9 protein-coding genes, 1 tRNA gene and 1 pseudogene are annotated in these 13358 nt (G+C 67.6%); 5 read left to right on the top strand and 6 right to left on the bottom strand.

Features of this window, described 5'->3' with window-relative positions; genetic code table 11:
- Nucleotides 1-21 precede the first annotated feature (21 nt).
- On the bottom strand, nt 22-3261 hold the full coding sequence (locus ACV530_RS35350) for an amidohydrolase family protein (RefSeq protein WP_494336817.1): 3240 nt from the start codon (nt 3259-3261) through the stop codon (nt 22-24).
- A gap of 245 nt (nt 3262-3506) precedes the next feature.
- Here ACV530_RS35350 and ACV530_RS35345 point away from each other — a divergent pair.
- Nucleotides 3507-3583 (top strand) — tRNA-Pro (locus tag ACV530_RS35345).
- Between the two features lie 29 nt (nt 3584-3612).
- On the opposite strand, the gene ACV530_RS35340 is transcribed toward ACV530_RS35345, so the two are convergent.
- Nucleotides 3613-4350, bottom strand: coding sequence for a site-specific integrase (locus tag ACV530_RS35340; protein WP_494336837.1), 738 nt, complete (start codon nt 4348-4350; stop codon nt 3613-3615).
- Between the two features lie 766 nt (nt 4351-5116).
- On the opposite strand from ACV530_RS35340, the gene ACV530_RS35335 reads away from it, so the two are divergent.
- From ACV530_RS35335 to ACV530_RS35320, 4 genes are all read left to right on the top strand, one after another.
- Complete coding sequence (locus ACV530_RS35335) at nt 5117-6142, top strand: polyprenyl synthetase family protein (protein ID WP_494336816.1); 1026 nt, start codon at nt 5117-5119, stop codon at nt 6140-6142.
- Nucleotides 6143-6268: 126 nt separating this feature from the next.
- A complete protein-coding gene (locus ACV530_RS35330) occupies nt 6269-7294 on the top strand; it encodes a polyprenyl synthetase family protein (RefSeq protein ID WP_494336815.1) in 1026 nt (341 codons plus the stop codon).
- A gap of 87 nt (nt 7295-7381) precedes the next feature.
- Nucleotides 7382-8242: an SAM-dependent methyltransferase gene (locus ACV530_RS35325; protein ID WP_494336814.1), complete on the top strand. Its 861-nt coding sequence runs from the start codon at nt 7382-7384 to the stop codon at nt 8240-8242.
- A 142-nt stretch (nt 8243-8384) separates the two neighbouring features.
- A complete protein-coding gene (locus ACV530_RS35320; RefSeq protein WP_494336813.1) occupies nt 8385-9479 on the top strand; it encodes a terpene synthase family protein in 1095 nt (364 codons plus the stop codon).
- A gap of 366 nt (nt 9480-9845) precedes the next feature.
- Here ACV530_RS35320 and ACV530_RS35315 read toward each other — a convergent pair whose 3' ends face one another.
- From ACV530_RS35315 to ACV530_RS35300, 4 genes and pseudogenes are all read right to left on the bottom strand, one after another.
- Nucleotides 9846-11297, bottom strand: coding sequence for a tetratricopeptide repeat protein (locus ACV530_RS35315; protein WP_494336812.1), 1452 nt, complete (start codon nt 11295-11297; stop codon nt 9846-9848).
- A gap of 569 nt (nt 11298-11866) precedes the next feature.
- Nucleotides 11867-12529, bottom strand: coding sequence for a pyridoxamine 5'-phosphate oxidase family protein (locus ACV530_RS35310; RefSeq protein ID WP_494336811.1), 663 nt, complete (start codon nt 12527-12529; stop codon nt 11867-11869).
- Between the two features lie 172 nt (nt 12530-12701).
- Entirely contained in the window at nt 12702-13058 is a 357-nt protein-coding gene (locus tag ACV530_RS35305) for a metal-sulfur cluster assembly factor (protein ID WP_494336836.1), read from the bottom strand.
- A 124-nt stretch (nt 13059-13182) separates the two neighbouring features.
- A pseudogene (locus ACV530_RS35300) lies at nt 13183-13358 on the bottom strand (Fe-S cluster assembly sulfur transfer protein SufU); the annotation flags it as partial.

Raw genomic sequence — 13358 nt, 5'->3', positions numbered from 1 at the left:
GCACGGCGGCGGTCGGTGCGGTCAGTGGTGCATGTCGCAGCACGAGTCCCGCCGCAACTGCCGCCCCACGTCCAGCCAGTTCCCCTGCGCGGGCTTCCCCTGCGCAGGGGAGCCGTAGGAGTCGAGCAACTCCTTCTGCGCAAAGGGCACTCCGCCCCGCAGCACCGACTCCGTCCGCATGAGCGTGTCGAAATCGGTGAACGGGTCGCCGTCGATCACCGTCGCATCCGCGAGCTTGCCCACCTCCAGCGTGCCCAGATCCCGCTCCGCGCCGAACACCCGCGCGGGCACCAGGGTCGCGGTGCGCAGCGCCTGCGCCGCCGACAGCCCGTAACGGTGCAGGGCGCGCAACGCAATGTGCAGCGAGAGCCCGACCGGCACCAGCGGCGCGTCCGTGCCGAGCGCCACGAGCCCGCCGCGGGAGAGGATCCGCCGGTAGACGCCGATCTCGGTTTCCAGGGTGGCCAGTTGGTCCTCGGTGGGGGCGGTGCCCGCGGTCTTGCGGACGAGCTCCGTGTCCCACGGCGGCATCAGCCGCGTCACCCGCGGATCGTCCGCCAGCTCCGGATCCGCGCCCACTAGTGGCACCGAGGTGAAGATGGTCGCGATCATCCGGAAGTCCGTGGCGGTGTAGATCTCCTCCAGGTCCTGGTACGCATGCCCCGTGGCCGTCGTCGCATGGCCGAACTCCAGCCGCTGCGTGGCCTGCAGGTGCGTCGTCAGGTCCTGCCCGAGCTGCACGCCGGGGGAGCACAGGTGGCTGCCGGAGCGCACCCCCAGCCGCTCATGCGCGAAGCGGGCCGCCTCCTGCATCAGCCAACCGGGCGCGCGGACGTACGTCTTGACGAAGTCCCAGTCCAGCGCCTCGGCCCGGGACAGCGAGCGCTCCAGCCCCTCGCGCGTGCGGTGCGCCCGGCCCATGCTGTACGCGACACGGCCGCCGTCCAGCAGCTCGCCGCAGGTCAGCAGCCGCGGCCCGGCCAGCGCCCCGGCCGCCACCGCCTCGCGGATACGGGCCTGCTCGTAGGCGGCGCCGCCGAGCGACACGGCGGTGGTGATGCCGTACGCGAGCTGCAGGGCGGTCTGCCGCCCGCCGTAGGTGACCTGCCACGGGTGCGTATGGGCGTCCCAGAGCCCCGGGATCACCGTCCGCCGCGAGGCGTCGACCGTCCGCCTGGCACCGCGCCGCGCACGGTGCGGCTCGAGCGCGGCGATCCGCCCGCCGCGCACCACGATGTCGACGTCCTCGCGCACCTCGCTGCCGGTGCCGTCCCAGAACTTCCCCGCGTGCACCACGACGTCGGCGGGCGCCGGCCGCCGGTAGTCGAGGGAGACCGGGACCGTACGGGCCGTACGGCCGTGGACGTCCAGCAGCCGTAGCCTGCCGGCCGACAGGTAGAGGAGCGTGCGCGAGTCGCCCGACCACGACGGGTGGTCGGCCGCCTCGTCCGTCAGCCGCCGCGGTGCGCCCGCGGGTGACCCGTCGTGCCGTACGGGCAGCAGCCACAGCGCGGACTCGCTGATCACCGCCATCGAGCGCCCGTCGGGGGACCAGACCGGCCCCGAGTCATAGCGGTCGGAGATCGACGCGTGCGGGGCGATCGCGTGCAGCCGGGAGGCGCCGCCGGCCGTGTCCACGATGCGGATCAGGTTGTAGCCCTCGCGGAAGCGCTGGTTGAGGCGGTTGCGGTCGCAGTACGCGAGGTAGCGCCCGTCGGGGGACCAGCTGGGCCGGCCCGGCAGCCCGCCGCCGCCCATCGGGGTGGTGAGGACGCGCTCGGTCCCGGCGGCCAGGTCCCGGACGACGAGGTTCCCGCTCATGTCGAGGCAGGCCAGCCGCTTGCCGTCCGGCGAGAGCGCCGGGCTGATCCGGCCACCGCCGGCCAGCACGGTCTCCTCGCCGGAGGCCAGGTCGCGGCGGCGGACGGCGAGGAGGCCGTCGCGGTCGTCGGCCCAGATCAGCGCCTTCCCGTCGGGCGTCCAGGAGGGGGCGAGCAGATAACGCGTGACGTCCGCGCTCACCACCTTGCGCGGCTTCCCGCTTCCCGAAGTATCCGCGATCCAGAGCGAATTGAGAGCGGCGAACGCCACCTGCCGGGCGTCGGGCGACAGCGCGGGAAGATGCACCGCACGCACCTTGTGCACGCCGCCGGCGGCGAAGTCGTACGGCTTGACGCGGTAGCGCGGGCGGTCGACCGGCAGCTTCGCCGTGAAGGGGATGACGGCGGTGACCGCCGACCGGTGGGCGGCGTCCGGCCGGATGATCCGGAACCCGCCGCCGACCGTCAGCAGCAGCTCGTCGCGCGAGACCCAGCGCGGCGGCACCGGCTCCACGTCGCCGTCGACCGGCACGGCGTCGCCGTCGACGACGAGGGTGCAGGACGCCTTGGGCGCCGGGGTCGTCCGCAGATAGGCCAGCCGCCCGCCGGGCGACACCGCGGGCGTCATCACCGACGCCCCGGCGGCGTCGTCGGTGTGCTCGGTACGGACCGCCCCCCGCCCGTCGGACGCCACCGACGCCACGGTGCGGGTGGTGAGCGTCCCCCCGGTGACCTGGCCCCGCACGAACAGCAGCCGCTTGCCGTCCGGCGACCAGACCGGGTCGAAGTCCTCCCACGCGCCGTCCTGCGCGGGCCCGTCCTGGCCGGGCAGTCCTGTGATCCGGGTGAGCGCGCCCGTACGCACCTCCACCACCCACACCCGGTACGGGCTCCCCGCGACCGGGTCGCCGCCGCGCTCGGAGGCGAACGCGATCCGCGTCCCGTCCGGCGACCACGACGGCCCCCGGTCGTCCCACGGCCCGTCCGTCAGCTGCCGCAGCCCGGAACCGTCGGGCCGCAGCGTCCAGAGGTGATAGCCCCCGCCCTTGTACGCGCTCACCGCGAGCTGTCTGCCGTCGGGCGAGTGGACGGGTCTGGTGGGCTCGAGATCGACCGGGGTGATCGCCTTGGCCTCGCCGCCCTTGCGGGGGACGGACCACAGTACGTTCTGCACCTCGACGATCAGGCGGTCCCCGACGGGGGAGAGGCTCGCGGAGCCGTTGGTGGCGCCGGTGAACGAGAGCACCGCCCGATGCCCGGAGGCCGCCGCCTCCGCTCCGGCGCCCTCCGTCACCGCCGCCGCTTCCGCTGCCGCCTCCGCCGGGAACGCTCCGGCCAGCCCCGCCACGGCGGCGGTTCCCGCGGCCGCCTGCAGGAGCTTGCGCCGGGAAAGTGCGGAATGGCCGTTATCCGCGAGACTGGTGAGGTCTGTGACGTCCAACTTTCCTCCTGTGATGGGGAGTTGCGCTGACGCGAGGCGCCCATTCAACATCACGAAGCACGATGGTTGCACGTCACACAGGACCCGGGTCAACACCACGGGCAGCGGGTCCTGGCCACACGGCCCGCCCCGGCGCCCGTACCTTGATCATCTCCGCACACAATCCGTGCGCCACCACCCTCCCGGGTGCGGTATTGTTCTCTTGCGCGGTCGGCAAGGGACAAAAGCCCAGGCCGGACGAGCACCGGGACGTGGCGCAGCTTGGTAGCGCACTTGACTGGGGGTCAAGGGGTCGTGGGTTCAAATCCCGCCGTCCCGACCAGTGATTTTCGCAGGTCGGAGGCCGTTTCCTCATGGTGAGGGAGCGGCCTTTCTGATGTTCCGTCGGCTTGTGGTCGCAAGGCGGTCGCAGGTGCGGGTGATCTTCCGGGCTGGGGTGGCGTAGTTCCTGGTGCTGCGCGTCTTCGGTGTCGTCAGTACGAGTCGGCTGTTGTCGATCGCGGGGAGCGTGCGCCGTATACAGAGGACACGGTCATTGAGGCGGACGTCCTCCCAGTGCAGAGCGAGCGCTTCGCCCTTGCGGATGCCGGTCCCGACCAGGACCTCGACGAGGTCGGCCATGAGTGTGACGCTCGGCCGCAGCGGGCCGGGGGATGATCGTGGGCCGCGCGGGTTGTGATCGGGCCGGTGGTGGCGGATGGTCTCGCCCAGCGCGCTCGACAAGGTGGCGAGGATGCGGTGGACGGTAACCGCACCTCGGCCGTGGGAGAGCTGGGCGCGTACGAATCCTGCGATGTGGCCGTAGTCGAGATCATCGGGCTTGATCTTCCCGAGGGCAGGGATGAGGCCGTTTTCGACGTAGGCGCGGTAGCGGACTGTGGTCGTCGGCTTCAAGGTCATGGCCTTGGCCTGGAGCCATGCGTCCAGGTAGTCGGCGACCGTCTGTTCGGTTCGGCGAGGAGTCCTGCGCCCGCACTCTCGATCAGCTGCTGCAGAGCCTGCGTGGCGGTCTCGCGGTCGGGGAAACCGCCGCGCCGGACGGTGTGACGCCCGGGAATGCCTTGAGGGATGTCGACGGCGAAGGTTCAGGCACCGTGATCAGGATCGGCGAGAAGGTGCGGGCAGCGTGATCCGAGTTGCTTGTGCAGGTGGTCCCGGCGGCTGCAGCGCCGGTAGACGCGCCCCCGAGAAGTGGCGGAGCGCATGATGATCGCTTCCAAAGGTTGCGCATTGAACTGCTACACCCAGTGTTGGCCTTGGAGTAGCCGCTCCTGCGACCGCATACGACCACAACGGCCATCTGCACCCTGGCCTGACCTGCGGAAAACCCTTGGCGGAGCGACAGGTGCCAGGACTGCGGTTGTGTCGGCTGTACCCGAGCCAAGGGAACACCTTGATCGCGTCCTCATCCTGTACGCGAGGACCTCGTGGAAGCGGGACGGGCGCTGATGCGTCACCTGGCGCCAGTGAGGTCGGTCCGTTCGATCACCCTACGATCGAACGGACCGACCTCACGGACGTGACCGGGACGACCCTGTGCCCGGCAAGCGAAAACGAAACCCCCGATCCCGGAAAGTAAACGGCCATTCATCGCGTGGGCGGCGCACGAGTTGCGCCGCCAGTCCATTGCCCGCTTCTGAGAGCTCGGGTCACCATCGGTTGGCTGTTTGTAGCCCTTGTTGGGCCGTCCTGTTTCCGCTTCACTGGCCTGTGCTGAGCTTTCCAACAGAGTGGACCCGACGAGACGCTGCTCGTTCCTGTGGACGGCCACTCCGGGCATCTTCTTCGGCCAGCGCCACCTGGCCGGGCGTGGGTGCGTGCCCCTGTCTCGAACGCGAAGAAGTGAGGCGTTGCCATGGGCCTCAGCAATTCGCTTGATGTGCCAGGCCTATTGGGCTGGGCCTCGGCCCAGGTAGAACCCGTATTGCGTGAGGCGATCGAAAGCTTCCAGCCGGATCTGACGAGGATTTGCGGATACCACCTCGGCTGGCTGGACACCGAGGGCGTTCCAGTCTCAAAAGCGGCTCGAGGGAAGGCACTGCGACCGGCACTGGTCCTGCTTGCTGCCTGCACCCGGGAAGAGGAGACAGACGCCGCAGTGCGGGCTGCTGCCTCTGTCGAACTCATTCACCAGTGGTCTCTGCTTCACGATGACATCATCGACAAGGACGAGGTGCGCCGGGGGCGTCCGTCGGGGTGGGCCGTGTACAGTGTCGGCTGGGCTCTTCTGGCCGGTGACATGCTGCAACATGCCGCCAGCCGCTGCCTGCTGTCGGCTGGGGACCGTGGAAGGGAAGCGCTGCCACTGCTGTTGAGTGCGGCGGGCAGTTTGATCCAGGGGCAGGCAGCGGAGTTGGGCCTGACCGCCCGTGCTCCGGCCGACGTCAGCACTGCAGACTACCTAGAGGTCGCTCAGGCCAAGACCGGCGCGCTGCTGGGATGTTCCCTCGCACTGGGCGCCCGGTTCTCCCCGGCCGACGAGGGAAGTGTCCAGGCGTTGACGGAAGCCGGTCGCCTGCTGGGAATCGCCTGGCAGGCAGCCAATGACATCGAGGACATCTGGACAGATACCGCTGTCACCGGAAAATCGGCCATGGGGGATTTGCGTGAGCGTAAACCAACGCTCCCACTGATCACCGGTCTGGCATCGGACAATCCCGCCGCGAGCGTCTTGGCCAAGGCCGTCATGGAGAACCAGGAACGGCCGCCTCCCGCAGAGATCGCCGACCTGATCGAACAGGCCGGGGGACGTGCGAAAGCCGAAGAGCTTTCACGCCGCTATCTCGATCAGGCCATGTCCCACGTGGACAATGCAGGGATTTCACAGGAGCACGCAGCCAAGCTGAAGGCCTTGTTCCGATACATCGTCACTCGAATCTGAACCGTGAACGTGCTACCCGGCAGCCACACGGCGCCCCAAGTCTGACCCGCAGTCCGGCTTCCCTCTGCCAGCTCCATCCTGCGCCAGGACGCCGACCGGGCCTGTCGCGACAGGGAGTCGATTCTCATGACCGGTGTTCCTCGCGATGCCGCCACGATACTCAAAGACACAGCCGATGCCTTGCGGCCACTGCTGCGCGCTCACGTGAGTCAACTGCCTCCGCAGCTGAGACATCTGGCGGGCCTGCACTTTGGCTGGTGGACTGACCACGGCACAGCCCTCGACTCTCCTGCCGATGGCAAAGCCCTTCGTCCAGCCCTTGTACTGCTGGCCTGCCAAGCCATGGGCGGCGCCCCCGAAACGGCCCATCACGCGGCGGCCGCCGTTGAACTCCTCCACAACGCCAGCATGTTGCACGACGACATCGTCGACCAGGACCGCACACGTCGGGGTCGCCTCGCCCTGTGGGCGGCGAAAGGCATACCGGCGGCGCTGATCGCCGGAGATGCCCTGTTCTTCTCCGCTGTCCATGCGCTCACACAGACCCCGCACACCGAACATGCGGTACACCTGCTGCTGGACACCATCCAGGCCATGCTGGAGGGCGCGTACGTCGAGACACAACTGGAAGCCGACACCGGCCCCATCAGAGAAGACCGAGCAGTCGCCGTGGCAGCCGCCAAAACCGGCGAACTCATGGCTTGTGCCTGCGGGCTCGGCGCGGCCATCGCAGGAGCCGACAACACTCGCATCGAGCACGTCAAGAACTTCGGACGCAACCTGGGCATCGCCTTCCAATGCGCGGACGACCTGCTGGGGGTCTGGGGTGACGAAGCAGTGACCGGCAAGCCCGCCATGTCCGACCTACGCCACCGCAAGGTCTCCATACCCATCGCCGTCGCGATGGCCGGCAACACCCCGCAAGCACAAGCCTTGCGCGAGCTCTACCAGCATAGGGATCCACTCGGCCGCGACGACCGCCTGCGCGCCAAAGAGCTGATCACGCAGACCGGCGCGAAGGAACGGACTCTTGACCGTGCCCGCCGCCACGCAGCAGCCGCGCTCGAACAGCTTACCCTCGCAGCCCCCGCCCCGGGCCCCGCCGAGGAATTGTCCTTACTCGCCCACCTCGTCGCACACCGCGACTACTGACACCTGTGTCATCACGCTAACCACCGTGGGCACGCAGGCAGATCAGCCATCGGGCCCCCAACGGCCCCACCCGGGAAGGACCCGGCCGTGACCCTCACACCCGGCGACCCCCCGCCCATCCGTAACTCCTACGAACAGAAACTGAAACAGCACTGGGAAGAGAAGACCAACGATCCCATCAACCTGCTCCTCGGAGCCGACGACGGCCTGTACCACCATCACTACGCGGTGGGTGACTTCGACCGAACCATCCTCTCAGCCCCCGTGCCGCAGCGAGAGGACATGATCCTCGGCGAGATGCACCGGATGGAGACCGAGCAGGCCAACCTCATTCTGGATCACCTGCACGCGGATGCCTCATCCCGCGTCATGGACGCCGGGTCCGGACGCGGAGGCACCTCCTTCCTGATCAACCGGCGCTTCGGCTGCAACGTCGACGGTGTCAACTTCTGCTCCCACCACGTCAACTTCTCCCGGGATCTCGCCCGTCGCCGCCATGCCGCTGAACAGGTCCGCTTCCACCTGGCCAATATGGCCCTCGCCCCCTTCCCCGACGAAGCGTTCACCCATGTCGTCACCAACGAGACCACCATGTACGTGGACCTCGACGAGACATTCGCCGAGTTCGGTCGCCTCCTCGCTGCGGGAGGCCGGTACGTCCTGGTCACCTGGTGCCGCAACGACGTCCAAGCCGACACCTTCCCCGAAGCCGAGGCCATCGACCAGCACTACCTTTGCCACACCCACACCCGCACCGCCTACCTCCAGACCCTCCTCGACAACAGCCTCGTCCCCTCCACCATCCTCGACCTCACCATCGAGGCAATCCCATACTGGGAACTTCGCCAGCACTCCCAACTGGCCACCGGAATCGAGGAACACTTCCTCAACGCCTACCGGAAGAACGTGATGAATTACCTGGTCATCGCAGCCGACAAACGCACCTGACCCGAAGGCTTCAGGCCACCGCCATCGGTGTTCGCGGCGCGCCAGCAATACAGCCGACTGCGCGCGATCCGGCCGTTCTGCCCCACCCGGGTGTCCGTCCATACGGGCCACGGCGGCACCGCATGACCATGAGGGAAGTGCTATGTCCACGCAGAAAATGTCTTTCGCCCAGATTCTCGACGGTCTGAAGCTCGACGAATTCGCCCTGTACTGCCCCGTCCCACTGACCATTCACCCTGCTGGCGTGCAGGCCGTGGACGCGGCTGGTGTCCAGTGGATCCTGGACCACGGTCTGACGACTCCTGGTTCCTCGCATACCCGGATGAACGTCGGCCTGGCCATCGCGGCCGGGATGCCCTTCGTAACCGAGGAAGCCGTCAAGGCGTTCACGTGCTACAGCTACTGGACTTTCCTGTGGGACGACCACCTCGACGCCCTCACCAACGACCTGCCGGCCCTCATCGCTCACGTCGCCCAGGCGAACAGGGTGATGTACGAGCCGTACGCCGCCCCCGTCCCTGACGACAAGTGGCTGCTCGGTATGCGCGACATCCGCCGACTGCTCGAAACATGTTGCTCGCCCGGCAGCATGATGATCCTGCGTGCGGAGAACGGCACTTGGCTTGCTGGCGAACTGTGGAAGCGCGCCCTGCAACGCCGCACCGCCCCGGTCACCCTGGACGACTACCTGCGGATGCGCTGGGCGAAAGGGGGACTTGCCGTCATCGCGGCCTTCACCGCCCCTGGGGCAGGCTACGCGCTGAGTCCCGAGGAACACCTCGACCCCGTCGTGCGGGCCTTCACCAAGGCCGTCCTGTACCCCTGCGTGATCTTCAACGACCTCGTCAGCCTCGCCAAAGAGGCTCCCAGAGGCCAGGCACGGACCAATATCCTCACCATCTTGGGTGATGAACATCAACTGTCTCCCGGCGACGCGCTGATCAAAGCCCTGGAGTTGTACGAGCGCCTCGTGGGCCTCGCGCTCCGCCTCCAGAAGCGGCTCCTGGCCGACTCGCGGCCCGCTGTCGCCCGTTATGCAGCCGAGCTGCCGTCTTGGCTCTCTGCCACCATCCACTTCACCGTCACCAGCGCCCGCTACTTGGAGATCCACGGCAGTGGCGGTACCACGCTCCTCAAGCCCCCACAGGTCACTATGACTGACACTCCGCTGCTGTGGGACCCCGACGACCTCACCCCGCCCCCTTACCCGGACATCGCCTGGTGGTGGGAGCAGTGATGGTGCTGGTTTTCCGCGGCCACCCAAGTAGCCGTTCTAGCCGAATACGTCGGCACCCGCCTCGCCTGAGCACCACCTCGACCAGTTGTGTGGGGGACCTGCCGACGCCTGCCTCTGGTCCGTAAGGGAAATACGTGCCCGAATCGCCAACCGAGTTATTTGGCCCGGCCTTTGACGCCGTTGACGTGTGGTGCCCCGTCCCATTGCGCTTCCACCCGTCCAGCGCCACTGCGCTGGACGGACCCGCCCGTGGCTGGGCACCCCTCCCTCTCACATGCCACCCGCAGGCAAGCTTTCGGCTCCCGAAGCCTTGGGCCCGGAGTGCGAATCGCAATCGTGATCACATCGCCCCTGGTGCCGCCGACCTCAGCAGGCCGGGTGAATCCGCTCCAGCACATGCCGCACGGCCGTCAGATCTGTATGTGGCTGGAGGCGTTGCAGTAGATCTCGGAGTGCACGGGCTACGGTCTTGGAGCGGAGATGGGGGTACTCGTCCAGGAGTTGGTGGCACACATGGCACGCTTCGTCCACGTGTCCCATTGTCACCAGGAAGCCTGCCCGCTGGGCCAGTGTCAGGGCGATGGCCCGACGCTCCTGCGGTGGCCGCAGTGTCAGGGAGTGCTCCAGAGTGTCTGCCGCTCTGGCATGTTCGCCCAATAGCGCGTGGACCTGCGCTGCTTGGTAGGACAGGGCTGCCGGGGGATAGTGAGTGAACGGATCGCTTGTCTGAGCGGCCTCGGTCAGTCGCTCGGCGGTCAAGAGTGCTTGAAATGCCGCCGCAGAGTCCCTGTTGGCCGCATGGACTACAGCCAGTTGCGCCTGGAGGTAGGCCCGGACTGCCCGGCTGCCATGGCCGCTTGCCACTGCGGCTGTACCGGTCTCCAGATAGTCCATTGCCGAGCGGTGGTGTCCTTGTGAGAGGGCGAGGGTGCCCATGGCCCGCAGAACTATGGCCCGTAGCGTCTGGTCACCAGCCGCTTCAGCGAGTTGAGTTGCGGAGGTGAAGTGCCGGTGAGCTGCTCCGTGGCGTCCGGCATCCGCACACATCTGAGCCAGCAAAAATGCCAACTTGCAGCAAGAGGAGGCAAGTTCGCGCCGGACTGATTCACGCTGGGCGGAAGCCATCCAGCCCAACGCGGTACCGGCGAGGAAGTCGGAGAGTGTTCCCTGCAACCCCTCTCCGCCATGGGCATCGTAGGAGACGCGGTAGAACCGTGCCGCTGACTCGAGCACGGCTACTTCAGGGTGCTTGGTGCCGTTTGCCGTATCCGTCCGGTCAGTCATGCTCTCCATTCCGGGCCGCCACGGGGGGATGCGCGTCTTGTCCGGCCCGTAGGGGCGGTAGTAACCTGCCGTGTGATTCGGGGGATTGTGCCCCTCGCATTCCGGCACCCGGCTCCCGGTGATCGTTCCGGCAGGCGTGGTCCGTGCAGAGTCCCGGTGGGGTGGCAGGGACTTTCCCGTGGAGAGCAGCACTTGTCGTGATCTGGGGATTCCGGTCCGTTGGCCGGCTCCATCACTCGGTGGGACGCTATCGCAGGGGGCGTGGCGGGGTGGAAATCCCATCCCGGTCGGGAGCCCGGGATGTGTGGTCGCAACCAGCCCCGCTTGTTCCGGCGTGATGACGCGACCCAGTCGGCGGCTGAAGACCTCCGCGATCAGATGTTCCGCCGGCGGCCGAGGTCTGGAGCCTCTCAGCCAATGTGCGACCGTGGTGCGGTCATACGTCCTACGCCACCCTGTCTCTTTCGCCAGCCCGTTCACCGCCCGCGCCAAGGACTCCTGCGTCCAGTCGGCCTCCACCAGCAGGGAACGCAAATGATAGTTGGGGGCACGGTGAGGGCGAGGGGAGGAAGAATTCTCCAAGGTCGTCCCTTTCTGATCGTAGTGCCGAATTCGGTGTTGATATGTGGTGACTTAACCGGTCTCTTGGTCTGGCATTCGCATCGGCGCTGTTTCGTCTGAGGAGCCCGCCGTCCTTGTGGCCGAGCTGTGCGGCGAGTGGACGGGGGCGCACAGGAGGCAGCCTGGCTTCACACTGGAACGGGCGGAGAGATCGGTCCGGGAGGTTTCGCATCGCCCCGCGGGGGCCGCAGGCGGGGCTGCATCCGGGGGAGCGGCGTCAGGTCTTCGATCCGCAGTGCGGTGAGGCCGGGGCAGCGGATACGAGGCGATCGACGCGGCCGGGATCCGCCCACACTTCACCGGGCCGCGTCATGCACAACGCCTGGGACCCGCATGACACTTGCACGCAGGTCATGCATGCCCGGCGCAGCGTGCATGTTCTGTCCGAGCTTGTGATGGTGACCCGGGCCGGAAAAGCAGGCCCGTTGCGCGGCTTACCGCGGCTCCGTCACGACTCCGCTACCGCCGGAGGAGCTCCGAAGTCATCGACCGGACACGTCCCGCGCGGCCTTGACCCCGAAGAAGTCCCCGCCTTTGCGGCGTGTGTCGTCAGTGCCCCACATGCGTTCACGGGGAACACGGCGGAGCCGGGGGATGTGCTTGGCGCAATGTATGTATGCCTCTTCAACGTTGAGCATCACCCACTGCTGGGGCAACTGGCCAGGCACCGTGACCTCGGGTACCGAGGGAATGCCGTGCCGCATCGCCTCGTCCGTGAGAATCTGTGTCGTGCCGTTGACGTGCAACCCGATCAGGCTCTCGGTGAAGTCGATGAACAGCAGCCCGGCGTGTGGGTTCTTCCCCATGTTGGCCAAACTCGCCATCACCCCGTTGCCCCGGTACTCGGGCCAGGCGAGCCGGCGCTCGTCCACGATCAGTACGAACCCGGGGGGACCGGCCCGGAAGGTCGCGTCGCACTCACCGAGCTGGTCACAGGTGGAGATGAAGAGCATCTCCTGCCGGGCGATGAACTCGCGCATCCGGGCGTTGAGGTGATCCAGCATCTGGTCGCGGTAGAAGAGTTCTGCTCGCGCACGGGTGCCGTAGCGCTGCTGCATTTCGTGTTCATGAGGCGCGCCGGGCATGTCCGGCCATGTGCCGGGAGTCTCGCCCGACGGGGCGGAGGGGACGCCGGTGGAAGCCACGCTGATCTGTCCTCTCGCTGGTGTGGGCGCGGCCGGGTCCGGGCCGGCCGCGCCACGGCAGTGTTCGGCTGTGCCATGGCCGACGGTGGTCATCGCGGGACCGGGCTGCTCACCCCGCACTGCCGTCGGCCGGGAACGACGGCCACGATGGACGGAGGAGACGGGAGTTGCCTCACACTTTGAAGCCGAGTGCGAGCAACTGCTGGCGCCCATCGCTGGTGATCTTTTCTGCCCCCCAAGGCGGGGACCAGACCCAGTTGATCACCAGGTTGGGAACGACGTCGTCGACGGCAGAGCGAATGATGTCCTCGATCTGGTCAGCCAGCGGGCATGTGACGCTGGTGAGCGTCATGTCGAGGGTGACCAGATCGCTGTCGTCGATGTCCATGCGGTACACCAAGCCCAGATTGACGATGTCGATGCCCAGCTCCGGGTCGGTGACCTTCCGCAGGGCCGCGGTCACGGCCTCCGCACTGAGCGTCGCTCGTGGTGCGACGGTGACCGTGGGGCCGCTTCCGTCGGCTCCCACGACTCCGATGCCGGCGCCGGTGTCCTGCGAGTCATGACTCGTGATCGTGTTCTTCACGGCCGGTTCTCCCTGTGGTTTTGTGTGAGCATGCTGTGGCGGTGCTGTGCTGCTTCGGCGATCCGGCTGCTGTCACCGCGTTCTCACCCATGGCCCGGGCAGTGGCGTCCTTCCATGCCATCCAGCTCAGCAGGGCGCACTTCACCCGGGCCGGGTACTTGGAGACGCCGGCGAACGCGACCGCGTCCTCCAGCACCTCCTCCATCTCGTCGTCCGGCTCGACCTGCCCCTTGGACTGCATCA

The sequence above is a fragment of the Streptomyces sp. SX-6 genome, assembly GCF_059089585.1.
This window is presented reverse-complemented; position numbering and strand designations above follow the sequence as displayed.